This is a genomic window from Desulforamulus reducens MI-1, assembly GCF_000016165.1.
Taxonomy (GTDB): Bacteria; Bacillota; Desulfotomaculia; order Desulfotomaculales; family Desulfotomaculaceae; genus Desulfotomaculum; species Desulfotomaculum reducens.
Window position 1 is genome coordinate 953,891 of sequence record NC_009253.1, and the last position, 25,036, is coordinate 978,926.

The window sequence follows — 25,036 nt, forward strand, 5'->3', positions numbered from 1 at the left end:
AACTAGTAAAAATCTAGATCCAAAGAATTAATAAGTTCTTTTTCATGATGTTTACGCCACAGTCCAACACGATATAAAGTTTCAACTTTATTTTTATTGTTAGGAATATCATCAAAGGAAAGACGAACAAGCCAGATTTTGGTAAGAGGGTGATCATTACTTATACTAACATAAGTGCTAAATAATTGGGGATTTCCGCAAATAAGTCTTTTTACAAAATTATTATCCGAACTTGCTACGATTTGGGAGTAATCTAATCCATCAAAAATATTGTGACATACATCTAAAGATCCTTTTCGATATTTGAAGTTTAGTTTTTCCATTATGGACCCACCCATTGTATGATCGGGTTTTCCCGCCCATAAAAATAGGTATTGTCCCGTATAAAAATGCCTTTTGGTTTTTATTTTTGTTGCTGAAAAAAGCCCTGGGGAACCAACAGTGGGAAGTAAGGAATAAATATCCCGATCTAGTTTTGTAATATTAGCTTGTATAGTTTTAATACCAAATCTCTTTGCTATACACACACGGTGCTTTCCCTCACCAACCCAGTACTTGCCATTGTATTCAGATAACGTAATAGGGTCATGGTGATTACCTGGTGTATGTCCTGGTTTGAATGCATCTAAAAGCTTACCACAATAACCGGATTTACATATAGACAACTTTTCGGGATCGGTTGCGCTTGACTGTATCGTATACATAATTTTCTCAACAGTATTGGTATAAAAACAAATACCTAATTGATCGAGCAAATGGCAACCTGGAGAGCCAAAGGTTGTAGGGTATTCGACTATTTTATTTACATCAACATCAATAAAACTCATAATAATTCCTCCATTAAAGTAATAAGGGGGTTATAGTCCAGTGAAGCAGAGTATACAAGGTAATATCATGGATACAGATGTTTATGCTATTATAGCAGTTCAAAGCCCGGATGGGGATGTAAGAATCGAAAGTATTGGGAATGAACTAATAGTAGATGCTGTAAGTCGAATGGTTAATAATCAACCTGATTGTAAAATAAGACTTTTTTTAAAACAAGTACACCCAAAATTTTTTTCACATTGTAATGTAGAAGTTGTTTACTAATTTCATAAACAACCTGCCTGATGAGTCCAGGGTGGTGCCCGGACGAAACCGGCTCGAAATTTAGCCGGTCGCAGGAAACTAATAATTTTCTAGAAATGGGGTGCTTTCTTTGAAAGCAGAACAGCAGTCCATATGTCCCCCGTATGTCCCAAAATCAGATAGTAGTAACAACTACGAAGGCAAAAATGTAAATAAAAGGAAAAAGGGTGAGACAGTGTTAGCGGTGGCTAAATTACTAATTAGGGATTTTACAATAGAGCGTTCTGAAATGGCAAGCATTTGTGGAATAAGTTCGCAGGAAATATCCTCTGCAGTGAAAAAGATTGAAAAGAGTTTACGACAGGGACATTTACTAATCGGCTTAAGCGAACAGGAAAATGAAACACTAAAAGATTGCCTAGAACTCAGAGACAGAAACAAAAGATATTCAGAGGATCTGTTAATTAGGAGTGTAGCAAGAATCCTTTTAAAGGATCATTTGTTAACTGGAAATCAAATCGCTAATGAATTAAATGAAAAAACTATGAATATATCCCGGGCCATAAAAAAGATAAAGGAACGGGTAGGGTATGACCTAGATCCATTAGAAGATATTGATGAGCCCATTGGTATATCTGGGCTTTCACAAAGGGAGAATGAGGAACTTCTATATAAAATAACCACCCGAGAAAAAGAAATAGAAGCAGAGAAAAGACGAAGACAACAGGAAAGAGAACTTGAAATTGCTAACCGTGAAAGCATGCGCGACATAAATATTAGATCAAGAAATAAAAAGGTATGTAAAAAACCTGCCACCATCAGTGATGAAGGACTGGCTGACTGGAACAGGATGCATTACGATCCACAGACGGGACAGGTCAGGGGTATGCAATATGATATTAAAACTAAGAAGGTGCTCGATCATTCTTACCTAGGAAGATTGCCAGCAGATATGCCCAGGAGATACCCCAAAAAACAGATTGCGGCACAGTTATCTACACCGGATTCCTATTTAATACCCGGGGTACCGCCAAAGGGGTCAGGCACAGCTGCTGGTAGAAGGCGCATAGGTGTCATGCAATTGAGTTAACAAAGTCGGGCTCCAGGAGGAGCGACGGTAAAGCGTGGAGCTTTTTTCTTGAATAATTGAGACGCAATTTGACATTTTCAATCTCTAGACAGATAATTGGTTATACTTCTATAATAAAATATAAACATTTAACCTCGCTTGGAGGTGACAAAGGTTGAAGGAACAAACACATTATTGGGTCTCCGAATCAGAAGAGGATATTGTAACTGCTAAGATTTTAGTAAAATCTGGCAGACTTCTTGAAAGTGTTTTTTTCTGTCATCTTGCACTGGAGAAAATGTTAAAGGCATTTATAGCAGAGAGAAATAATGAAATGCCTCCAAAGAGTCATAACCTATTATTTTTAGCTAAAAAATCTAACTTAGTCAAAGAGTTGGATGAAGAAACCGTAGACTTAATTGCTGAGGTACAACCTTTTAATATAGAAGGTAGGTACCCAGAAATGCGAGATAAATTATATAAAAGTACAACTCCAGATAGATTTAAGGCTATGGTTCATAGAACGGAGGAAAAAGTAAAATGGTTGAAGGAAAAGTTATCGTAAAACAAAGTATAGCTGAACTAATCTCCGTATTAGAGAAAAATATTAAGATAAATTACGTTGTTTTGTATGGTTCACATGCAAAAGGTAGCGCAGATAAAAATAGTGATATTGACATAGCTGTCATATCACCGGAGTTTGGTAAAGATCCCCTCAATGATAGTAAAATTGTTTATAAATTAATCATGTTATCTGATATTGAACCAAATTTTGATGTTAAAACATATTCACCAGAAGAATTTGAAAAAGGAGACCATTTTTTTGTCAAAGAAATTCGTAGAACTGGCAAGAAGATTTATCCACGAGATATAAAACAGAATACCAAGGAAGAAGGGTATCAGTTGCATTAGAAAGATAATCTATAAATATACTATTAAATCGTCGACTTAGGTCGGCGATTTTTTTTTGGCATATCAGTATAAAACTTTCCGATATGCATAAGGGCAAACCAAGGCTCCGTCGGCGACTAAAAGACTTGGCGGAGCCAAGTTTTTCTAATAAATAAGGTGGACAACTTTTATTCTGGACAGACATCTCATATCTTTTATTACCAATTCTTCAGGAGGTGTTTTTTAAAAATGATAGTTTCCAAACAACAGGCTTTGGATAATGCCTATGCTATTTTAATCAAAAGGGCTAAGTTAATTATTAAGGGAGAAAAGACTAAAACATCGGCCAATGAAATAAAACCAATTAATCCAAGGGTTACCATTAGAAGCTAAAAACTTGGGAGGTCCAGGCGGTGTCAAAAAGTGATTACGATTTTTTAGCCCCTTCCCATGTTAAAGTTACTTCCCTACCGCAGTATCATTCACATGAAAGCACGACAGGCTTGAAAGGAATACCCGTGGGTGGCATTGTTCGTGTTTCGACAGCAAAAGAAAGTCAAAAAAGCAGTATAGAAAACCAGGATAAGATACTAAGGTTATGGGCCGAACAACTGGGTTATATCTATGTAGATACCTATCTGGATGTAAAGTCCGGCAAGTTCATCAAGCTTCGAAGTGATATCCAGAGGCTAGAGAATGACGTAAAGGAAGGCAAAGTAAAAGGCGTTCTTACTAAGGACGTTAGCCGTACCAGTCGTGATGTAATAGATATGTTAACGCTAAAGAGAAAGTTTGATGATCTTGGTGTATTTTTTATGAGTATGAAGGAAGGGTATGACTCCCGGCAAGATGGGGATGAATTTCTCCTAACCATTCATGCTGGACTGGCTCAAAGGGAAGGGCGTAACATCGGGGCAAGAATTAGGGCTACTCAGTTGTTAAAGGCCAAGGAAGGAAAAACAAATGTAGGGCAGCCGGCCTTTGGGTATAAGCTTTCTAAGAGTAAGGATAAGTTAGAGATTGATCCGATCAAGGGCCCCCTTTATCAAGAAGTTGTAGAACTATATTTTAAAGGATGGGGAAGAGAAAAAATTGCCCAATACCTTAATGAAAGGATATTGCCGGATGGTACAAAATTACGGACGAACTTTGGTAAACCTTTTTCTGGGTCAACTATTAATGTTATTTTGAGGAACCCTGTGTACATGGGTGTTACCATGTTTAATTGTACCACCCAGCGTAGAAACGCCAAGGGCGATAAAGTTGTTTTGGTAAGACCCAAGGAGGAATGGATAATTCGGTGGGGAACACATGATGCTTTAATTACTAAAGAAAGATGGGAGGAATTACAAAGGCTTCTGGAAGAGCGAAGTAAAAGGCGAACATATTCCAATGCCAAGCATTTACTCACTGGGTTGTTGTATTGCGGTAAGTGCGGTAAAAAAATGTATTTTGATCCAATAAATAAGAACAGAAGATCGGTTGCCAGTTATCGTATTGACTACTACAACTGTCGCAAAGGGGCTGGCGAACCGTGCGATGCACCATACGTCCATGCTAAATGGCTGGAAGCTTATATAATTAAGGATGTTTTTGATAAGCTTTCAGATCAAGAAGAAATAAGAGCCAGTATAGAGCGTCAGAAACACCTGTTAGTTAGCGACTATCATGAACTTAAAATTGAGCGAGAGAAAATAGAGCATACCTTAACGGATTTAGAACGCAGGGAGAACCTGTTAATGGAGGATAGGGAAGAAGGGATCATCAGTAAAGAACAGTACAAAAATCGAATGCAGGAACTAAGTAGGAGAAAAGAGGAAAGTCTTAAAAGACTTCGTAAGATTGATACAAAATTAAAAAAGTGCACTGACTTTGAATCAGAAGTAGAAGGAGTTATCAAGCTTGTACAGAATCTTGCAGTAGAAGTGGCTGAAATATCCGGCAGATCACTTAGCGAAGTTGCAGTTGCCCTGGAAGGTGAATATGTACCAAGGAGCTATGAACAACAAGATAACATATATAATAATGAAGTGAAAAGTTTGCAAAGGGAAATTTTGCTATGCTTGATCAAAAAAGTAGTCGTTTACCCTACTGGCAAGAAAGAAGTTCAAGGTGTTCAAAACCATAACCCAGAGGTTAAAATTTTTTACGTCTGGGATGAGGAAACAGATTAACTAACGGACGGAAAGACAAAAAGTGGGTAAATCGACCATACTGGGCGAACTTTATAAAGGCTTAAAAAACAGGAATCACCAGCCCCTGGCTGTTGGGTCTGGTGTACAGGATGAAAAGCCGTATCTTCATAAAGGGATAGACCCTAGTTACCTCACTATTGCTGTTCCCGACCCTGGAAGAGATATTGCATCAGACATTGATAGGGTTATTCGTAACGCCGTTAACCAAATCAAAGAAAAAAACAAACTTATTGAAAGTGCTCGTAAGGCCTTAGAAGAATTAAATAAGGTACGCTCTGTATTGGAGTTAGGGAACCTTTCACAAAAGGATATTCCCAAAACAACAACGTTGCCGGATGTTGTTTTAATCGAAGCCGTTGGAATAAACGACGGCTATAAAGCAGAGGAATGTCGAAAACTTGCAGATGTACTGGTAACCATTATACCTGCGGGGCTTAAGGGGGAAATAATTATGGACGCAGGTAATTTTCTTTTAGACGAAGCCGATATACTGGTGGTAACAAAAATAGATGAGACACCACGGGATGTTACCTCCACCACCTTAAAACTTTTGCAGAGGATTTACAGAACTAAACCAATTATACCAGTTGTAGCTACCAAAGGTGTACACATGAACCTAGTGCTAGATGAGGTTATCAAAGGCATGGCTGAACCTATGATACTGTTTGATCCAATTATGCCTGAAGAAACAAGCAAAAGAATAAATTAAAAGTAAATTGGGCATCTCTGACAAGAGGTGCTTTTTCTTTCATAAAGCTTCATTTCTTGTCTGATTTAGCAGATAAATGTTATAATTGGTTAAATCAAATAAGGTTGTGTTACATTGGTAAAGAAATGGCGTGCAAAAAAACGTTTTTATTTATTTGGTGTTGTGATACTAGTTAGTGTACTTTTTTATGCTACTGGCACTTTAGATCCGGTTGACTCATCTGGGAAATCGTCCGACATACTGGTACAGATCTCTCCTAATACCTCCACAGGACAGATCTCTGATATGCTTAAACAACAAGGACTGATTCAAAATGCCGGGGTTTTTAAACTTTATACCCGTTATCATAAACTAGATAACCAAATCAAAGCAGGTTATTACTTACTTAATCCTTCTATGTCCGTGGACGAAATCTTACATTTACTGGTACGTGGTAAGACTGCTTCGAAAAGTTTTACCATTCCGGAAGGTTATACTTTGGCACGTATTACAGATAGTTTGGCCAATAAAGGATATATCCAAGAGCAACTGTTTAAAGACTTATTAACTAGTGGTAAATTTAACTACCCATTTATGAAGGACTTACCCTCTGGGGAAAATAGATTGGAGGGTTATTTGTTTCCGGAAACCTATAACGTAAGTCTGGACAGTGCCGAGAAGGATATTATAAATGTCATGCTGGCTGGTATGGATCGGCAGATTAAAGAGCTTAAGTTAGAAGAAAAGGCTAGAAAGATGAACCTGACATTACATCAGGCTATCACCATTGCTTCTATGATTGAGCGAGAAGCAAAGGTTCAGAAGGATCGTGCATTAATTTCCAGCGTTATTCATAACCGCCTAAAAATTGGCATGAGACTCCAAATTGATGCTACGGTGGAGTATGCCTTGGGGGGGCACCGAGAGAAAATATATTATAAGGATCTGGAAGTAAATTCACCCTATAATACCTATAAAAACCCCGGATTACCACCGGGCCCCATTGCCTCCCCGGGTAAGGAATCACTATTGGCGGCGGTCACGCCGGCCAAAACAAAATATCTTTATTATGTTGCCAAACCAGATGGGTCCCATGCCTTTGCAGAAACCCTGGAGGAACACAATATATATAAGCAAAGATACTTAAAATAGTTGAACTGTTGTTAAACACTTTCTTAAATGAGGTGACCCGTGTTGAAAAAATTAGAACTCCTCGCTCCGGCAGGGGATTTAGAAAAGTTAAAGATTGCCGTCCTTTACGGGGCAGATGCTGTCTACCTGGGGGGACGGCAATTTAGTCTTAGAGCAGGTGCCGCAAATTTTGATTATGATGATATGCTGCAGGGAATAGAGTTTGCCCACAGTCAGCATGTTAAAGTCTATGTGGCCATTAATATTTTTGCCCACAATGTAGATCTCACAGGTCTACCGGAGTATTTAGAATTTCTAGTCGGGGCTGGGGTTGATGGAGTTATCGCCAGTGATCCCGGCGTTATCGACACAATCATGAAGTTACAGCCAGAATTACCGATCCATCTTAGTACTCAGGCCAACACAACAAACTGGGCCAGTACAGCGTTTTGGAAGCGAATGGGTGTACAAAGGGTGGTTCTTGCCAGGGAGCTGTCCCTGGAAGAGATTAAAGAAATTAGCAGTCGGGTTGAGATTGAGCTGGAAGCCTTTATTCATGGGGCCATGTGTATGTCCTATTCTGGTCGCTGTTTACTTAGTAATTATATGACCGGCAGAGATGCAAATCAGGGTGATTGTGCTCAATCTTGTCGCTGGAAATATCATTTGCTGGAAGAAAAGCGCCCAGGACAATACTTTCCAGTGGAAGAAGATGCCAGGGGAACCTATTTTATGAGTAGCAAGGATTTATGCCTGATTGAATACATTCCCCAGATGGTGGAGGCAGGGGTATCCAGCTTTAAAATAGAAGGTCGCATGAAGAGTATTCATTACCTGGCCACTGTAGTTAAGGCCTATCGGCAGGCCCTTGATGCCTATATTAACAATCCTGCCGGTTATCATATAAACCAGCAGTGGTTGGATGAAATCCGCAAGGTGAGTCATCGTGAGTATACCACTGGTTTTATATTGGGTGACAAAGGGAGGACTGCAACAGTTAATCCGGGCCAGAACAGTTATACCCGTCTTGCTTCCTTTGTTGGCCTTGTACAGTCCTATAACAAAGATACGGGAAGAATCCTTGTTCAACAAAGAAATAATTTTAAAGTGGGGGACAGACTGGAAATCCTATCACCCACTGGGGAAAACCAAATGATTGATGTCACAGACATGTATGATGGGAAAACAGGTGAGACACTAACGGTTGCTCCTCACCCTCAGCAAGTTGTTGAGTTGTCTGTTGAGCGAGTTGTGAAACCAATGTCTATGTTAAGGAGACTGGAATAAGGCATAAACATTCCAAGATATGGTGAAGCTAATAGGTAAGATCCTTCACCCTATAAAAGGAATGTTTACCAATGCGATATTTTCAGCAAAAACGTCTTGTAAAGACCTTTTATCTTATTATTTTGCTTTTTTTGCCCCTGGTTACACATCTTGGTTTTATCCAACTGATCCACGGGGACACATATAAACAGAAGGCTTTGGAGCAAAGAACCCTGAAGGTTGCTCTAGAGGATATTCCTAGGGGGCGTATTTTAGACAGACAAGGAATGCAATCCTTAACTATGGGGAAAAAAGAACCGAGGATTGTTCTTTATCCGCAAATTATTAGAAATAAGGAAGAAGCCATTCATAAATTAAGTCGTATCATTGGCCGTTCATCGGAGGAAATTACGCCTTTCTTTAATGGAAATAGTAGATTTTTACCTTTTTCACTGAATAATAGGGAAGTTAAGGAAATATCAGAATTAAACATTCCAGGAATGATGGTAGAAGATATTAATTTCCGTTATGGGGAGATGCCCTTAGCTGCCCATGTAATTGGGCACTTAGGGCGTATTTCAGAAATGGGAACACTGGAACGCTTGAATGGCCTAGGCACGAAGAAGTATACAATTTCAGATCTGGTTGGCAAAACCGGCTTGGAGTATTTTTATGAAACTCAACTAAAAGCCGGAGAACCTGCCAATTTTACTAGGGCTTATGTTGATGTGTATCGTAATTTAATTTCTGGTTTGGGTATTCAAAAAGAAAACAATAATGACACTGGACGGCAGGATGTTATTACAACCCTTGATTTTGATATTCAAAAGACAGTGGAAAAAATTATGGATAAACGAGTGCAGCGGGGGGCTGTGGTGGTTATGGATGCCCGTACCGGAGACTTGCTGGCACTGGCCAGCAGGCCAAACTTTAATCCAGCCAATATTGTCTTATCACTGCCAGGAGAGCAGGATACCTTCCTAGATCACTGTACAACTTTGTACCAACCCGGGTCCATTTTTAAGGTTGTCGTGGCAGCTGCAGCCCTGGAAGAAGGAATCGTGAAACCAACGGATACCTTCGTTTGCTTAGGTGAGAAAGATCACTTAATCAGTTGTTGGCAAAAGTCTGGTCATGGACCCATTACCTTTGAAGAGGCCTTTGCAGAATCTTGCAATCCGGTATTTGCAGAATTGGGTATTAAACTTGGGGCGGCAAAACTTATTCGTTATGCCAGAGCCTTTGGTTTTGAATCACAGGATATTATTGGTTACCCTGTTCCCAAAGACAGGAGACAGCAGCTTGATTTAATTGGCCAGCCTTATAATTTGGTTAACAGCAGTATTGGGCAAGGTCCTGTTTTGGCCACACCTGTACAACTAACAGCCATGCTAAATACCATTGTAAACAACGGAGTATATATTCAACCTAGGCTGGTGAAAGGAATAAAAAATGAAAAAGGTGTCTATAGCTATCATTTTTCATTGGGAGATAGCCGAAAAGTAATTTCCTTTGAAACTTGCAGAGAATTAAAACGGTTATTAAAATTGGTTACACTCCAGGGAGTAGGAAAAGAGGCATGGATTGAGGGATTTGGCAGTGCAGGCAAGACGGGTTCTGCAGAGCTTGCCCAAGGAGCAGAAAAGGTAAATGCGTGGTTTACTGGGTATGCCCCCAATGACAACCCTCAATACATCGTTACGGTTCTTGTAAAAGAGGGTATCAGTGGTGGAACAACGGCTGCTCCAGTTTTCCGGGAAATAATGGAAAGTATTCTATCGTCGTCTCATTGACGGTACATCAAAATTATCGTAGAATGTTAGTATATTTTGTGTGCTATGGGGGATATTGGCATGATCGTGCGGGGGGATCAAATTCGAGCCTTAAGGGAAGAAAGAGGCTATACATTACAAGACTTGGCACGCCGAGCAAAATTATCCTTGTCTTATTTAAGTGAGATTGAGAGAGGTTCTAAAAGACCGTCACTAAAGACTATAGATAAATTAGCTGCGGCTTTAAATGTATCTAAAACCCAACTGGTTGAAGGAGAAATTACCGATTCTGGTCTCGGGCTAGGCGAGAAAATTAGAATTATTCGTAATGAAACCGGCCTTTCTTTACAGGAGTTGGCGGATAAAATAGGAATTTCTCTATCTTACCTTAGTGAAATTGAAAGAGGTACCGTTTATCCTGCACTAAATACCTTAAAGAGAGTAGCCGAAGGTTTGGGAGTACCAGCTACAGCTTTAATGGGTCATGAAGGCTCCCTAGGGTATAAGCTAAAGCATTTGAGAGAAGAATATGGTTTGACACAAGCACAGCTTGCTAATCTGGCTGGCGTAACGGCTGGTTTGATTGGACAAATTGAACAGGGAAAGGTACAACCTTCCCTAAAAACATTAGAAAAGTTATCTGAGGTTATGGGTGTTTCTCCATGTTACTTCATAATGGAGCCTGGGGCTGTGGATCAGATGGTTAGTCTAATGAATCCAGAGTTAAGGGAGTTGTTAATTCACCCTAATGTTCAGGCTGTATTAGGGTTGGTTTGTAACTTAAACGAAAAAGAACTGCAGTTTATTTTAAACTTCATTCAATTGTTTAAGAAGTCTGAGCTTTCATAGGATAAGAAATTTACAAAGTATATTGCTAGCGAATTATGAATATAGTATCATAGGTATAGATATGCCTGTGAAAGTAATCCATTATTGTACTGCACTTACACTTATATGATACAAGGAGGCGGTTTTATGGCATTAGAATTAAATGCTGCAAACTTTGAGGCTGAGGTGCTCAAGTCTGATATCCCCGTACTGGTAGATTTCTGGGCAGCTTGGTGTGGCCCCTGTCGTGCTATTGCACCTGTTGTTGAGCAGTTATCCACAGAATACGCTGGTAAAGTTAAAGTTGGAAAAGTAAACGTGGATGAAAACAGGGAACTGGCTCAACAGTTTGGCGTCATGAGCATTCCTACTCTTATTTTCTTAAAAAATGGAGAAAAGGTTGACCAAGTAATTGGTTTTACCGGTAAAGCAGACCTTGAAAAGAAATTAAACGCAATTCTGTAGTAATTAATAAAATCCTCCGCTCGTATAGAGTTGGAGGATTTTTGGTATATAAATATTATAAACTTTCTTTTAGAATGTACAGTTAGATTTTGGTTTACATAATCTTCCCCTTGGATAATCGCTACATAGTCTAAACTATAGTTTTTGTCTGCTTAAAGAGTGTGTGAAAGGCTTAGAGAGGTGGTCAAGCCTTTTAATATTCCTGTAAGGAGCTGACCTATTTTGCATCAAGTACTTTTGTATATTGGAGACTTTCCCCTTCGTTCATTTGGCGTAATGCTTTCACTGGGAATATTAGCTGGCCTAATGATTTCGTTATGGGTTGCCCAGCGACAGGGTTTTTACTATGAGGAAGTCATGGATTTAGCCTTTTATGCCATCATAGGGGGTCTCATAGGAGCACGTGTCTGGGAAGTTATGTTTAGTTGGGATTATTACTCACAACGTTTAATGGAAATCCCGGCAATTTGGCATGGAGGAATTTCTGTTCAGGGAGCGATACTCGGGGGGTTGCTGGCAGTAGTATGGTATTGTCGAAAGTACCGTATTGCGGTTTGGGCCATGATGGATACATTGGCGCCAGGGGTCCTAGTGGGACAAGCCATTGGCCGCATAGGGTGTTTTTTAAACGGTTGCTGCTACGGACTCCCCAATGAACATCTGGGTTTTACCTATCCCCCAGGGACCGATGCTTACTTGGCCTTTGGAGCGCAGCCCCTCTTTCCAGCGGTTCTTTTTGAAGCATCCTGGGATTTGATAGAGCTAGCGGTGTTAATGTTTCTTTATAAGCGAAAACCCTTCAATGGCTTTATAGCCTTAGGCTATTTCATCCTTTACTCTGCGGGTCGGTTTACCCTTGAGTTCTGGCGGGGTGACAGTCTTAGAACCTTTATGAATTTTAAAGCCGCCCAGGTGTCCTCAGTTATAACCATTTTGGCAGCACTAGCCCTTATGTTTTACCTATACCGCCAAAAGAGGCCATTAATTGAAGATAAAAGGTCTAAGAGAGTAAATTTTAAAAGTTAGCTTAAAGAAGCCGCTGCCAAACTTTAGCTAGGTAAACTTCCAAAAATGAACAAGAATTTGATTCATATATTGGGACAAAATAGTGCCAGGAGGTGATTAAGTGGAAATTGGTCAAAGCTGGCATAAGTGGAAGGAAATATTAGGTGATGCAGTGGGCTTGGGAGAAAGGGCTGGTATGGAAGAAGAAACCATAAACAATGCAGCCTACCGTTTGGGCGATTTCTTTGCCAATAAATTTGACCCTGCAAATAATGAACAGCGCTTAATGAAGGAATTATGGGATGAGGGAAATGACGAGGAAAGAAAAACTTTGGCTTCTCTTATGTCCCGGGTATCTCATAAAACGAGCTACCGTAATTAAAGGGGGAGCTAATGCCCCTCTTTTTTTATATCAACAAGATGATTTTGAGTATTTTATGTTACCTATTTTAAAAAAGCTAGGGCTTCCGTTTTTGTTAGGGAAGCCCTAGCTTTTTAAACAAACTTAGGTAATTGTGTTAATTCCATGTCTCCCAAATGGGAGATATAATGTTCTCCATTCTCTCTGGCAGAAATCTTTGCTCCTTCAATTATTCCTGATTTTGCAAATTGAACAGCTTTTTCCATACTGTAGGTATTACCGTTAATCATTACATCCGTAACTTCACCCGCCGCATTTACTTTAACTTCACGTATATCCATCTGCTTCACTCCTTTTCTCAAACTGATAGTAGTATTTGTTTTGCTACAAAGGATTATGAGAAAAGCATTAAGGTATAGATAAGAGAACCTTAATACAAAAACAGGGAGCCTTTACGACTCCCTGTTTAACAATATGGGTTATTTTCTTCTAAATAATTAGTTAAGCGACCTCAACTCCAGTTGCAACGGTACCTGAGCCCTTAGCAAATTTGTTAGACAGCAAGGCGATAGCTCCATCGCCGGTTACGTTGCAGGCAGTACCAAAGCTGTCCTGAGTTAGGTAAAGTGCAATCATAAGGCCCAGTTGTGCTTCGTTGAAACCCAACATAGATTGGAGTAACCCAAGGGCTGCCATGACAGCACCACCGGGGACACCGGGAGCCGCAACCATAGTGACACCAAGCATCAAAACAAAGGGAAACATCATACCGAAGCTGGGATCAATACCGCCCATCATCATAACAGCCATTGCACACATGGTCAAGGTGATAGTACTACCAGATAAATGGATGGTGGCGCATAGGGGTATTGCGAAATCTGCTACTCCATCGGAAATACCATTCTTTTTAGCACAGCGCAGGGTTACCGGGATGGTAGCAGCGGAGGACTGCGTACCAATGGCTGTCAGATAAGCAGGAACCATATTTTTCAAAGCAGTAAAGGGATTCTTGCCAGTTGTGGTTCCGGCAATGACGTACTGGAATACAAGCATAATCAGGTGACATAATATTACAATGGCAAATACAGAACCAAAGATTTTCATGATCTTTGCCACTTCACCGGCATAGGTCATGTTGGCAAAAATACCGGCAATGTGGATGGGAAGTAAAGGAATAATGACGCTTTGGATAACTTTCTCAATAATCTCCTGGAAATCCTTCGTTACTTGGTACAGAGATTTATTTTTAATGGAAGCCATACCGAGACCAAACAGGAAAGCAGTGATTAATGCAGTCATTACACCCATTATAGGAGGCATATCTACTTGGAAAAAGCCTTTCACCAGCGCTTCTTCAGGGTTAGAAGCATGTCCACCTACCGCGGTTACAATCTTGGGAAGTAGGCCCGTGCCGACAAGGAAAGCAAAGGTACCGGCAATGACAGTGGATACATAGGCAAACAGGGTAGTGATACCAAGAAGTCTGCCAGCCCCTTTACCCAGTTCAGCAATACCGGGGGCCACAAAACCAATAATGATAAGAGGAATAACATAGGATAAGAATCCGCCAAAGATACCGTTAAAAGTTGCCAGCAAACGAACCAAGGCATCAAATTGTAAGAATTCTTTAGAAACATAACCAACTAAAATACCAAAAATAAGTCCAATAATTAATCTGGTTAAGAGTCCTACTTTCTTCATCATAATACCTCACTTTCTGATTAGACTAAGATGTTGTAAATGATCAAAGTATTTTGCTATTTTACCTCCTTTCGATATTAAAAAAGCTATTAGTTGATTAAAAGAAATGATACGTAAAAATCAAAGTATTCCGCCAAAGGCAGGTGTAGTCGTCACAATGACATATTACAATTTTATAAGAGTAATTACAACAAATTTTTAATAAGTCAGAAAATGAAAATCCTTACATTTTGCATAGTAGTTCTCAATTTTTTTAGTTTTTGTGAAAAAATCAAAGGGAAAAAGAATATTTATATAATTCTTACTATTTAAAGAAGGAATTAGGAGAGGGATGGCGAAATACGGAAATACTATATTAATTTTATTGGTATAACAACATTTAGGGAGTACATTATGGACAATATCCCAATAGGTTTGTACTTTTTGCTTGCTTTTTGTGAAGGATTAAGTGTTATTTTTTTTATGAATTGTTTCTTAAGTTTAAATATGAGTAAAAAAGAATATATAGTGCTGGCAATTCCCTATGCTTTGCTAACCTTCTTGCTGCGAAAATTACCGATTAGTTTCGGAACTCACTCGTTAATCATAATATGTTTGCTTGGAGGTTTCATTAGCTATTATTATAAGATAAAGTTATCATCTGCACTCCTGGGCATGATAATAGCAACATCAATAATGTTAATTATTGAACTTACTTCTGGATACATTATAGAAAGAATTTTTCTTATCCAATATAATGTTTTTATGAACAAACCAGTGTGGTGGTTTTTATCAGGTTTACCGCATATCATAGTCACTTTTATGTTAGCATTATTCATAAAGAATTTGAGGAGTAATAAGATTAATGTCACTCAGTAGGAATTTTGTTAATTATTTAATAACACAAAAAAAAATTGAAGACCAGGAGCAACAAGAGATATTATTCTTTGGTGCAGAAGTTTTTTTTAGTTTACTAACGGGCATATTCATTACCTTATTAGTGGGTTATTTTTTGAATTTACATACAATTGTATTTTATATGCTTTTAGCTTCCATGTTTGTTCGTAAAATAGCAGGGGGAGCCCATAGCAAAGATTCTATGAACTGTTTAATTATAACTGTTATGGTTTATAACCTGTTTGCCTATTTCTCGCTTTTAACATTTCCCTATATAAATAACCATCAAAGAATATTAGTGTTATTTGTTTTCTGTTGCGGGATGTTAATAGTTTATAAAAAAGCTCCATTAGAATTACCACAAAAGCCCTTTGGAAATCAACAAAAAAGGTTATTAAGGTTTTGGTCGTTTGTTGTCTTGATACTTATTACGTTTTTCTTATGTTTATCCTTGTACTATAAAGTTTTTCTTTTGGAAGGCTATGCTGTATGCCTTATATTGTTATGGCAATTATTTATGTTAACTAATATGGGAGCTAACTTAATGGGCATGCTAGATAGAATATTATTTTTGATTAGGGGGTGAATTAATGAGAATATTTAAATCTTTGTTGCTTAGTCTTGCCACTGTGGTTTTCACCTTAGCTGCTTTTATGAATGCTGCCTCAGCTTGTTTGATAGTACATTACCAACCAGAGCTGCCTAACTCACTTAGGAAAAAATAATTAATAATAAGATAAAAGAGTGGAGCATTCACTCTTTTGTCTTATTATTAATTATTTGTAAAAGAGTGATAAAATGAGTAATTGGCAAACTAATCGAGATGAAAATCTAAAGGAAATAAAAGTAACGATTTTTTTATTGTGCTGTATTGTTTTTGCCTTTGCCTTTTCAATAAAAATTAATTGCAACTTGCCAGTAAATGAATCATATAAAGATATATTTGCTTTTTTTCAACATTCATTCATATCGTTGTTACTATTATTTATTACTCTAATAGGCTCTGTAGTGATTGTGCGTTTTAATGTTATTTCTAGAGGTTCCTTTTTTCTTTCTCTTTTTGTATTTATATTAATTGCATTGTATCACGATGACTACCTAAAGACTATTTTAATTATACCCGTAGCATTTGCCTCTTTTACAAGAAGTAAAGAATTTGGGTGTATTATTGCAATACTTAGTGGAGTATTGTTATGTGCTGGGGATTTATACAAACATGGTTATAATTTTCCAAACAGAAATCTAGAATCAGATATTGTCTTTACCGGCGTCATGTTTATCTGTGCATGGCTTATCGGTGGCATAGCAGGTATTGAACGGGATACAAGGAATATCCTGGTGAATTTAGCCAATAAGGATGGTTTGTCTGAGATTTATAATCACAGGTATTTTCATGTGACCTTTAAAAAAGCAATAGAAGAAGCAAAGAGTTCCAATAGTCCTCTAAGTCTTTTGATTATGGATATAGATTATTTCAAGTATTATAATGATGCCTTCGGCCATCTGGCGGGGGATAATATTTTAAAGGATATCGGCCAAATTCTAAAACAAAAGGTTGAATATCCCGGAATTGCCGCACGCTATGGAGGCGATGAATTTTGTGTTTTATTACCGGGATATGATTCAAATGTTGCCATAATTATTGCCCAAAAATTAAAGGATAGTATTGATCAATATTTTGCGGACAATGAACAGTTTAAACAACTACCCACTGGCAAGTTTAGCATTACCCTGGGACTGGCCAGCTATCCAGAACATACACAAAAGGGAGACGACCTGTTGGAACTGGCTGATCAGGCACTCTACAAAGCGAAAAAAACCAGCAAAAATAAAGTAGAAATATATTTTAACGTTCTTGATTCTTTAAAGGGAACCTGTGACCCTTCAGAAAGGGAGGCTCTTAATTCTACCAAGACGCTGCTTAGCATTATCAATGCTAAGGATCGTTATACCTATGCTCACTCTGAAAGGGTTTTAGATTATGCAACGAAGCTAGCGAAGAAATGTGGCCTCAGCGATCAGGAGGTTCGTTTAGTGCAATATGGTGCCTACTTGCATGATATCGGCAAGATTGAAATTGATGTAAATATTTTGAGCAAAACAGAAAATCTTACTGAACAGGATTGGGAAACCATGAAACAGCATTCCTATTGGGGTAGTGAAATTATCCGGCCCATTAAATCCTTGGAAAAAGTAAGGCCTTATATTCTACACCACCATGAAAACTTTGATGGCACTGGCTATCCAATGGGGATCAAAGGCAACGATATTCCACTGGGTGCAAAAATTATCCGAATTGTAGACAGTTATGACGCTATGACCACAGACAGGCCCTATAAGAAAGGAATGTCTTATATAGATGCCTGCAGCGAAATCATGAACTTGGCTGGCAAACAGTATGATCCAGAACTGAGCAAGCTATTTGTCCTTCTGGTAGAGTCTGACCCAGAAGGTTTTCATACATTCTCTACTTTTGAACGATAGTTCTCTTTTCTATATGGTTTACGTAGTAGTAAGAAAGAATTATATACGGTATAATGAATCAATAACTAATTCAAAAAATGGCTGGACGAAAGTGTTCTGGCCATTGTTTTTTGGAGGGGAAGAATATGACGGTTCATCAATGGCATAAAGACACCAACGGAGAGAAAGTAGTACAGGCTCTAAAAAAGAATCAATTTAATGCGGTGTATTTTCCCAATAAAGAGGAAGCTGAGAAATATATTTTAGATTTTATTTCTCCCGGTGCCCAGGTAGGATTTGGTGGCTCCATGACATTGACCGAGGGAATGGGACTGGTGGAAAAAGTAAAGATGAAGGGTGCAGAAGCTTTAGTGCACGGAACCCCTCAACTGTCTGCCGAAGAAAAATTAGAGATCATGCGCAAACAGCAAATATGTGATGTTTTTTTAGCCAGTACCAATGCTGTTACTTTGGATGGTTTCCTGGTTAATATTGACGGGGTTGGCAACAGGGTGGCTGCTATGACCTTTGGTCCCAAAAAAGTCATCATTGTTATAGGCACAAACAAAATCTGTAAGGACGTAGATGCCGCATTCAACCGTCTGGAAACCATTGTAGCACCTAAAAACAACAAAAGACTTAATTATGAAAACCCTTGCACGGTAAATGGAAGTTGTGTAAACTGCCAGACAAGTACCAGAGTTTGCCGAATATACTCTGTAATGAAAAGGAAACCGATGCTGTCTGATATGACGGTGGTCGTCATTGGGGAAGATTTGGGATACTAGAAGATAAAGAAGGCTGCCTATTGGCAGCCTTCTGCAATGAATTCCTTGGTCAATTTATTTAATGCCCTTTTTTCAATACGCGAAACATAGGAACGGGAAATCCCCAGAGTGCGGGCAATTTCCCGCTGGGTTTTTCTTGCCGTTGTCCCTAAACCAAAACGCATTTCTAAAACTCTCTTTTCACGGGTGGTTAGTTTTGTTATCTTTTCTAAGAGTCTGTTTTTTTCAAAGGTTGATTCAACTGTATCTGCCACAACTTCTGGATCTGTTCCCAGAATATCAATTAAACTTATCTCATTTCCCTCTTTATCCACACCAATGGGGTCATACAATGAAACCTCTGCCTTAACTTTCTTTATAAAACGCAGATGCATCAATATTTCATTTTCTATACCTCCACAACGGAAACATTAAATTGTTTCCGTTGGCGGCAATTGCTTTTTTTCTGAATTGGCTCCAAATAGGTTCATTTCAACATTTTCGCCGTCCCAGACGATATTCTCTACTATGCTTTTGATAAACATTCGTTTAGCATCGATATCTACGGTATCTATGTTTTTACTGAAAGCCGAGAGGATGCTTTTCATCACATCTAGGTTTTGCTCTTTCGATTGGTTATTTTCCTCGACCTCTTTTAGTTTTAACAATCTTCCTTTTAATTCAGCGGTCTGTTTATCTAATTCTTCAATTTGGGTGATGATGTACTTGCTTGCAGTAGAGTTTTGTCCTTGGGATAGGGAAGTAACCAGGTTATTTATGGCTTGCTCATTGGCTTTGATTTTCCCATCAATTAGAGCAATTTCATTTTCGACGGTGTTTTGAGCTGCTTGAATTGTAAATTTATCATTCTGAATGGTAGTGTACAGTTCAGAGTCAGACATGGATAATTTTTTTATTTCCTGGACGACTGCTTTATCAAGATTATTTCCTTGGACGTTCTTTACATCGCACCGGGTTCTTTTACTACGCTCTTTCATTTCACACATGTAGTAATATGTAATTTCCCCATCTTTATTTGGCCTACTAACCTTTGGCCTCATATAGCTTCCGCAGTTTCTACACTTAAGTAGTCCCGAAAGTAAACAAGAAGAGTTTCTAACCTTTCTATATGATTTTGACTTATTTTGCAGGAGTAATTTTTGTGCCTTTATCCAAGTAGCGCTCGGTATGATGCCCTTATGGGCACCTACGGCTACGATCCACTCAGAAACGTCTCTATACCTACAAGAAGGGTTTTTCTTATCTTGTTGGGTCTTATTGTATGCCATAACTCCAAATTCACCGGTAAATTCGTTCTCATCGCAGTAAACCTCATAGCTGTTTTCAAGAAGAAAGTTATACATTTCTTTATCTGCTATGGCATAAACAGGATTGGACAACATGAACCGGAGGGAGTACCTTTTAAAATCCACATCGTTCTTGCTTTTAAAGTTATTCATAATGCAAAATTGTTCAAGTTTTGTAAGGGATTTAAGTTCTAAATACTTATCAAATATCAATTTTACCATTTCAAATTCTTCAGCGATTGGGGAGAGTCTATACATTTTTCTTTCTTTTCCAGCTGGGTCTATGTAGACAACAGGTTCACTCTCGAAACCAGTAGGAGTTATACCACCTAGCCAACGACCGGTCTTTGCAAGCTGTAACATATTGTCACGGATACGCTCTGCTGCCGTTTCTCGCTCCAACTGGGCGAATACACTGGCTATATACATCATAGCCCTTCCCATGGGGGTACTAGTGTCAAACTGCTCACGTATCGATACAAAACTTATGTTATATTGCTGTAACTCTTCCATAGTTGAAGAAAAATCAACCACACTTCTGCTGAGACGGTCCAGGCGGTAACAAATAAGTGTGCTAAACTTCTTGTTTTTTGCATCTTTAAGCATCAATTGAAACTGGGGCCTGTCCGTAGTCCCCCCCGAAAAGCCCTCATCCTCATAGATAAGTACATCATTTTCGTTAATACTAAAATGATTAAAAGCGTATTCCTTACACAACTGGATTTGGTTTTCTATCGATTCACCCTTGCCGGTGAATTTACTTTTTCTTGAATAGATAGCTGCTTTCAATTTGACACCACCAACCCCTATAGTTAGAGAACACTTTTATTATATAATATCCATTGAAGATCCAGCCCAAAAACGATTATACGGGGTTTGGTGCCGGAAGTCCTAACTATACCGCAGAACAAGGGGATTTATATTGTATAATAGTTGTTTGGTATGACTCACTACCTTTAAAATTTAGAGCTGAATTTTTTAGCAGCTCGATCCTTGATATCCCTTGCACAGCGTAAGATATGATATTGTTCCTTAGGTGAAGGTAATTTTCCTTGAAGGATTACATTGCTATATTGTCTTCTCATAAATGGATATTCAAATTCATCTCTTGCTAAAGACCTATCCACACTAAGTAATTCTGATATTTCTTTAATAATAACCCCTAGTTCTTTGAAAGAAAGGTTGGCCTCTGGTTTCTCAGGGGGATTGTCTAGTACATTTTGTGTCATATTTATTCTATGTGATGGGCATATTCCGTAATTTTTTATAGCAACATAATGTTCATATACTGGATAACCCTTGTTTTTTGAAAAATTATATTGAGGATAGTAATTGTGAAGTATTCTCATTTCATTATCACAATATTGTTTGGCTACTATAGCAGCTGCAGAAACTCCCGAAAATATAGAGTCGCCTTTGGAAACAGCATTTTGCTTAGTGAAGCCAGGAATTTTATCTTTGCCATCAACAATAATACGGATTTTAGGGAAAACAGATCTAACTTTGTTTGCACATTCCATCCATAACTTTTCCCTTGCTAATTCCGGTCCGATATCGTCTATTTCCTTTGGGGAAATAGATGCAATATGCCAAAAATCAGCTTTTTCAAATATTAAGGACGAAATCTCTTCAATGCTTTTCAAAGTCATTTCTTTGCTATCCCTTGGGATGCCTGGTATATTATGGTCATGAGGTAAAACCACAACAGCCGCAACCATAGGGCCTGCAATACTGCTTACGCCAACTTCATCTATCCCCGCATATCTTTTTTTACTAACCCGCGTTATAAATTCATCAAATGTTTCTTTAGACTTATTTTTTTTACCAGTTGTTTTGATGGCCACAGGAGGATTGATTGCAGTGCCATTGCTAATACCGCCATCCATGGGGTTAACAGAGAACATCTGGCAGTCAGATCCTGACCAAGACATACAGTCTTCTAGCAAACATTCGGCAAAACCTCTAAATGGACAAGCTTTTCTCAACATTTTTTCGATACTAGTCTGTGGGTCATCAGAAAACATAATAGACACCCCCAGTTTTTTATTTGAGCTACCCACAAAGCGTAATAAAATCAAAGGTTAAAATAACCTACCAGTACCCCGATTGAAGGGTTGCCCAAAGTTTTCAAAGCCTTTTCAAACTACACTTTGGCACTAGAAAATCCACAGCCTATATTTGACCTTTCATCTTATCAATTGTCCTTTGGTCCTAGCTGACAAGACTATTTAACTGGTTAGAGTACATCCCATCAAAATGCATCTTAAAGTAGAATAATATTGCATTCTGTCGAAATACCTCATAAAACACAAAAACCACTACTTTTGTAGTGTTTCTAAAATCTTGTGTGGTAATTTCCCAGAAGAACTTCATCTTCAGTATCTTCAGGTTCGATTTGTCTTTTTCTTTCGTTTTCTAACCTTTGTATGTATTGCCCAATAGCCGTAATACACCCACAGTATTCGCAATATAGGGCATCGGGGACGTTTTTATCCCCGCACAAATTATTTAATTCCCTTGGGTCACTTTGTACGTTAGTACAAATATTATATAAATAGTGTCCACATTTTTTACAAAAGCTCGCACAAGGTGAAAATACACTATTTCCACAGGCGGGACATTTAAGAAACCTCATATTTTCATCAATTTCAGGAAATAGAAAAGGTTCTGACATATTAAAACACCTCTCTATCGTTATCTCCTCAGTTGACTTGTAGTGAAAGCTTTCAATAATCATTTCATTATCGTATGAAATACCATCTACCGAATGAATGTTTATGGTTGTAAAATTGCAGGAAATTTCTTTCTTTCTTTTCCATTCAGTAAAAAGATTATTTATCCCCTCTTTAGCATAAATACCTAGTTCGTCAAAACGATTACTCAAGGCATCCCACGATACATCATACAAGTTTTTCAATCTTCCAATTTCCGGTACCGTTAAGGGGAATTTTATACTTGAACGAAACCAGCTTTCTTGCATAAGTAAATTTGCTGAAAAAATATCCGCTTCCCTGTCTAATATCCATAACTCTTTATCGGTTAAATATTCTACATCAAATTCTAAATGATGATTTAATACAATGTGAGCCATTTCATGGCCATAGGTAAAGTTATCCATCCCACTAGGAAGATCCCGGTTTATGTAGATATTATAACCGGTTTCTGAGGTGCAAGAAAAACCCTTATCTTCTGCAAACTCCGGATTCATTTTACTATCAAAAAGGAATAACTTACCAAGTTTTTTAATTAACTGCTTAACTGGTACAGGAGGATTGTCAACACCCATTTCTCTTAAAAATATAAGAGCTTGTTCCTTTGCATACTCAGCCCTTATTTGGGTGGGTCGTCTCGATGTCGGCATCCCGTAGATCATCACCTCATCAATCGTCAGTATCTTCAACGGCAGCCTTTATAATTTTTTCAATTCTTTTTTTATCCGCTGGAGTAAGTTTTTTGCCATTTCTACGTAGTATATTAGCTACCCCCGGCCATTCTTCATCAATAGTTGATTTTGGAGAGGGGCTGGGGTTATCAGATCGACCGAGGAGGTAGTCTATGGTTACTATAAAATAATCAGCAATTTTATTAATTGTTTCATGATCTGGAATTCTTTCGTTATTCTCATATTTACTAATTGCCCAGTAAGATAAATCTAACAATTTAGCAAGTTCTTCTCTAGATATATTATTCTTTTCCCTTAAAGACTTAAGCCTATTACCAAATGACATATTTACCCCCCTTTCTATTTGTAGTTTAGCACATATTGTCCAATCTTATAAATGATTTGGACTAAATGGGCAAATAAATATTGACAATGGACAAATCGTCCAGGTATAATGTGGTATATAGGACAAAGTGTCCAGGTTAAGGAGTGTACTAAATGAGAAATTTATTAAAGAAAGCCCGGATTGAAAAAGGGTATTCTGTAAGTCGCTTTGCTATATTATTAGGAATTTCAGAATCCTTTTATTATAAAATTGAGAAAGGCGTAAGGAATCCGACCATTGAACTGGCAAAAAAGATAGCCATTCTTCTAGATAAAACAGTAGATGAAATTTTTTTTAATCCACAATTGGACGAAACGTCCATTTACAAAATTTTAACTACAGGACAATAAAGAAATAACTACTATTTTTAAGGAGGAAAAGTATTGATAAATGTAAATACTCATCCCGACATTACCTCAGAGCAAGTGGAAAGCCTTAAAATTATTGCAGAAATGGCTCAAGAAATAGCCACTGCCGGGGACATGCATCGTATTCAGGGTAAAACCCGGCTAGGGCTTGATCGAATCGAAGAATTAATAAAGTTATCTGCAGAAATTGTCAATTTAATGAGTCAGAAAATAAAAGACGGAAACGAGGCTCGTTTTGTTGCTGACTTTGTTCGAGGTGCCATGTATCACTGGTACAAACCAGAGAATGATTAACCTATATTATTCTTCTATTTTCACAAAGTACCTTCCATTAAATGTAAATAAGGTTGGCGTTTTTAAACTAATTAATCAGTGAAGAAATGGAAATAGGACAATTTCTATCTTGCATATACTGTACTATAGCTAACCAAGGGGGTTGGAAGCTTGAATATTGTGGTACGTTTGCCTAAGTCACCGGAAGGTAAGAGGGAGTTACAAAAAAAATTAGCCCAGGCCCATATTGAAATGATTAAGGGTTATATTCAGAAGTTGCCATGGGAACCAGATAAGAAAGTAACCCTCTATAACATGGTTAAGGAAGAAATTAAGAAAAGGGCAGAATCTGAAGCTAAGAGTATCGATAATAAGGTGTGAATGTCTTGAAAAAAATAATTCCTAATACCCCTGGGATCTGCCACCTTTGCTTTGAACCAGTATGGGCAGATCAATCGCATATATTTATTAAAGGTGGACGTGCGGTTCATAAAATGTGCTACATTAGGCAGTCGAAGTGTTACCAGCAAGACAACCCATCGGAGAAGTCCTATTTTGTTAACAAGTGGAAGGATGGCCGCGTAGCCTGGCGATGCTCCAGATGCGGAAAGGTTATTTGGCTAGATCCCGGTATTTACGAGCGCGCTTACAAAGGTATGGAAACTTGTCTTGAATGTCGGGCATCAAGGAAAGATGGTATTGATTTTACTTTGGGAAATAAGTCTACTTGATAATTTGTAAGCTGTCATTTATAGAGTGGGGACGGTGTGGG

30 protein-coding genes are annotated in these 25,036 nt (G+C 38.3%); 22 read left to right on the plus strand and 8 right to left on the minus strand.

Annotation, left to right across the window (positions count from 1 at the left end; all coding sequences use genetic code 11):
- Positions 1–2: 2 nt before the first annotated feature.
- Entirely contained in the window at positions 3–827 is an 825-nt protein-coding gene (locus DRED_RS04850; protein ID WP_011877259.1) for a hypothetical protein, read from the minus strand.
- Between the two features lie 40 nt (positions 828–867).
- Between DRED_RS04850 and DRED_RS04855 the strand changes: the two genes are divergently transcribed.
- The 14 genes from DRED_RS04855 (at position 868) to DRED_RS04915 (ending at position 12,763) form a co-directional block, all read left to right on the plus strand.
- Positions 868–1,092 carry a hypothetical protein gene (locus DRED_RS04855; protein ID WP_041274468.1) on the plus strand — a complete coding sequence of 75 codons (225 nt, stop codon included), beginning with the start codon at positions 868–870 and terminating at the stop codon, positions 1,090–1,092.
- Between the two features lie 109 nt (positions 1,093–1,201).
- Positions 1,202–2,161 carry a hypothetical protein gene (locus tag DRED_RS04860; protein ID WP_011877260.1) on the plus strand — a complete coding sequence of 320 codons (960 nt, stop codon included), beginning with the start codon at positions 1,202–1,204 and terminating at the stop codon, positions 2,159–2,161.
- A 154-nt stretch (positions 2,162–2,315) separates the two neighbouring features.
- On the plus strand, positions 2,316–2,705 hold the full coding sequence (locus DRED_RS04865; RefSeq protein ID WP_011877261.1) for a HEPN domain-containing protein: 390 nt from the start codon (positions 2,316–2,318) through the stop codon (positions 2,703–2,705).
- Positions 2,681–3,052: a nucleotidyltransferase domain-containing protein gene (locus DRED_RS04870; RefSeq protein ID WP_011877262.1), complete on the plus strand. Its 372-nt coding sequence runs from the start codon at positions 2,681–2,683 to the stop codon at positions 3,050–3,052. Before DRED_RS04865 ends, DRED_RS04870 begins: the two co-directional genes overlap by 25 nt.
- A gap of 228 nt (positions 3,053–3,280) precedes the next feature.
- Positions 3,281–3,424 (plus strand): hypothetical protein, encoded by a 144-nt coding sequence (locus DRED_RS18605; protein WP_156779593.1) that lies wholly within the window; start codon positions 3,281–3,283, stop codon positions 3,422–3,424.
- A gap of 20 nt (positions 3,425–3,444) precedes the next feature.
- Entirely contained in the window at positions 3,445–5,205 is a 1,761-nt protein-coding gene (locus DRED_RS04875; protein ID WP_011877263.1) for a recombinase family protein, read from the plus strand.
- 22 nt (positions 5,206–5,227) lie between these two features.
- On the plus strand, positions 5,228–5,935 hold the full coding sequence (locus DRED_RS04880; protein WP_011877264.1) for a P-loop NTPase family protein: 708 nt from the start codon (positions 5,228–5,230) through the stop codon (positions 5,933–5,935).
- A 114-nt stretch (positions 5,936–6,049) separates the two neighbouring features.
- A complete protein-coding gene (mltG, locus tag DRED_RS04885; RefSeq protein WP_011877265.1) occupies positions 6,050–7,066 on the plus strand; it encodes an endolytic transglycosylase MltG in 1,017 nt (338 codons plus the stop codon).
- A gap of 42 nt (positions 7,067–7,108) precedes the next feature.
- Positions 7,109–8,332 carry a peptidase U32 family protein gene (locus DRED_RS04890; RefSeq protein WP_011877266.1) on the plus strand — a complete coding sequence of 408 codons (1,224 nt, stop codon included), beginning with the start codon at positions 7,109–7,111 and terminating at the stop codon, positions 8,330–8,332.
- Between the two features lie 71 nt (positions 8,333–8,403).
- Positions 8,404–10,104: a peptidoglycan D,D-transpeptidase FtsI family protein gene (locus DRED_RS04895; protein WP_011877267.1), complete on the plus strand. Its 1,701-nt coding sequence runs from the start codon at positions 8,404–8,406 to the stop codon at positions 10,102–10,104.
- A 60-nt stretch (positions 10,105–10,164) separates the two neighbouring features.
- Positions 10,165–10,932: a helix-turn-helix domain-containing protein gene (locus DRED_RS04900; protein WP_011877268.1), complete on the plus strand. Its 768-nt coding sequence runs from the start codon at positions 10,165–10,167 to the stop codon at positions 10,930–10,932.
- 126 nt (positions 10,933–11,058) lie between these two features.
- Positions 11,059–11,376, plus strand: coding sequence for a thioredoxin (trxA, locus tag DRED_RS04905; RefSeq protein ID WP_011877269.1), 318 nt, complete (start codon positions 11,059–11,061; stop codon positions 11,374–11,376).
- Between the two features lie 222 nt (positions 11,377–11,598).
- A complete protein-coding gene (gene lgt, locus DRED_RS04910) occupies positions 11,599–12,402 on the plus strand; it encodes a prolipoprotein diacylglyceryl transferase (RefSeq protein WP_011877270.1) in 804 nt (267 codons plus the stop codon).
- A gap of 100 nt (positions 12,403–12,502) precedes the next feature.
- Positions 12,503–12,763, plus strand: a complete 261-nt coding sequence (locus tag DRED_RS04915; RefSeq protein WP_011877271.1) for a DUF3243 domain-containing protein — start codon at positions 12,503–12,505, stop codon at positions 12,761–12,763.
- A 113-nt stretch (positions 12,764–12,876) separates the two neighbouring features.
- On the opposite strand, the gene DRED_RS04920 is transcribed toward DRED_RS04915, so the two are convergent.
- Positions 12,877–13,083 carry a DUF3892 domain-containing protein gene (locus tag DRED_RS04920; protein WP_011877272.1) on the minus strand — a complete coding sequence of 69 codons (207 nt, stop codon included), beginning with the start codon at positions 13,081–13,083 and terminating at the stop codon, positions 12,877–12,879.
- A gap of 160 nt (positions 13,084–13,243) precedes the next feature.
- Positions 13,244–14,443: a dicarboxylate/amino acid:cation symporter gene (locus tag DRED_RS04925; protein WP_011877273.1), complete on the minus strand. Its 1,200-nt coding sequence runs from the start codon at positions 14,441–14,443 to the stop codon at positions 13,244–13,246.
- An 844-nt stretch (positions 14,444–15,287) separates the two neighbouring features.
- Between DRED_RS04925 and DRED_RS04935 the strand changes: the two genes are divergently transcribed.
- From DRED_RS04935 to DRED_RS04945, 4 genes are all read left to right on the plus strand, one after another.
- Positions 15,288–15,905, plus strand: coding sequence for an accessory gene regulator B family protein (locus DRED_RS04935; RefSeq protein WP_011877274.1), 618 nt, complete (start codon positions 15,288–15,290; stop codon positions 15,903–15,905).
- A 4-nt stretch (positions 15,906–15,909) separates the two neighbouring features.
- Positions 15,910–16,044 (plus strand): cyclic lactone autoinducer peptide, encoded by a 135-nt coding sequence (locus DRED_RS19505; protein ID WP_083755135.1) that lies wholly within the window; start codon positions 15,910–15,912, stop codon positions 16,042–16,044.
- Between the two features lie 283 nt (positions 16,045–16,327).
- Entirely contained in the window at positions 16,328–17,803 is a 1,476-nt protein-coding gene (locus tag DRED_RS04940; protein ID WP_238442584.1) for a bifunctional diguanylate cyclase/phosphohydrolase, read from the plus strand.
- Between the two features lie 125 nt (positions 17,804–17,928).
- Positions 17,929–18,570 (plus strand): lactate utilization protein, encoded by a 642-nt coding sequence (locus DRED_RS04945; protein WP_011877276.1) that lies wholly within the window; start codon positions 17,929–17,931, stop codon positions 18,568–18,570.
- A gap of 17 nt (positions 18,571–18,587) precedes the next feature.
- Here DRED_RS04945 and DRED_RS04950 read toward each other — a convergent pair whose 3' ends face one another.
- The 5 genes from DRED_RS04950 to DRED_RS04970 form a co-directional block, all read right to left on the minus strand.
- Entirely contained in the window at positions 18,588–18,944 is a 357-nt protein-coding gene (locus tag DRED_RS04950) for a sigma-70 family RNA polymerase sigma factor (protein WP_011877277.1), read from the minus strand.
- 36 nt (positions 18,945–18,980) lie between these two features.
- Positions 18,981–20,645, minus strand: coding sequence for a recombinase family protein (locus DRED_RS04955; protein WP_011877278.1), 1,665 nt, complete (start codon positions 20,643–20,645; stop codon positions 18,981–18,983).
- A gap of 167 nt (positions 20,646–20,812) precedes the next feature.
- Complete coding sequence (locus DRED_RS04960; RefSeq protein WP_011877279.1) at positions 20,813–21,880, minus strand: ribonuclease HII; 1,068 nt, start codon at positions 21,878–21,880, stop codon at positions 20,813–20,815.
- Between the two features lie 311 nt (positions 21,881–22,191).
- Positions 22,192–23,256 (minus strand): ImmA/IrrE family metallo-endopeptidase, encoded by a 1,065-nt coding sequence (locus tag DRED_RS04965; protein ID WP_156779594.1) that lies wholly within the window; start codon positions 23,254–23,256, stop codon positions 22,192–22,194.
- The gene (locus DRED_RS04970) at positions 23,237–23,584 is read right to left on the minus strand and encodes a helix-turn-helix domain-containing protein (RefSeq protein WP_011877281.1); all 348 of its coding nucleotides are present in this window, start codon (positions 23,582–23,584) and stop codon (positions 23,237–23,239) included. Before DRED_RS04970 ends, DRED_RS04965 begins: the two co-directional genes overlap by 20 nt.
- Positions 23,585–23,736: 152 nt before the next feature.
- On the opposite strand from DRED_RS04970, the gene DRED_RS04975 reads away from it, so the two are divergent.
- The 4 genes from DRED_RS04975 to DRED_RS04990 all read left to right on the plus strand — a co-directional run bounded on the left by DRED_RS04975 (position 23,737) and on the right by DRED_RS04990 (position 24,995).
- Positions 23,737–23,973 (plus strand): helix-turn-helix transcriptional regulator, encoded by a 237-nt coding sequence (locus tag DRED_RS04975; protein WP_011877282.1) that lies wholly within the window; start codon positions 23,737–23,739, stop codon positions 23,971–23,973.
- 33 nt (positions 23,974–24,006) lie between these two features.
- Positions 24,007–24,285, plus strand: a complete 279-nt coding sequence (locus DRED_RS04980; protein ID WP_011877283.1) for a hypothetical protein — start codon at positions 24,007–24,009, stop codon at positions 24,283–24,285.
- A gap of 150 nt (positions 24,286–24,435) precedes the next feature.
- Positions 24,436–24,645: a hypothetical protein gene (locus tag DRED_RS04985; RefSeq protein WP_011877284.1), complete on the plus strand. Its 210-nt coding sequence runs from the start codon at positions 24,436–24,438 to the stop codon at positions 24,643–24,645.
- 5 nt (positions 24,646–24,650) lie between these two features.
- The gene (locus DRED_RS04990; protein WP_041274470.1) at positions 24,651–24,995 is read left to right on the plus strand and encodes a hypothetical protein; all 345 of its coding nucleotides are present in this window, start codon (positions 24,651–24,653) and stop codon (positions 24,993–24,995) included.
- Positions 24,996–25,036: the final 41 nt, after the last annotated feature.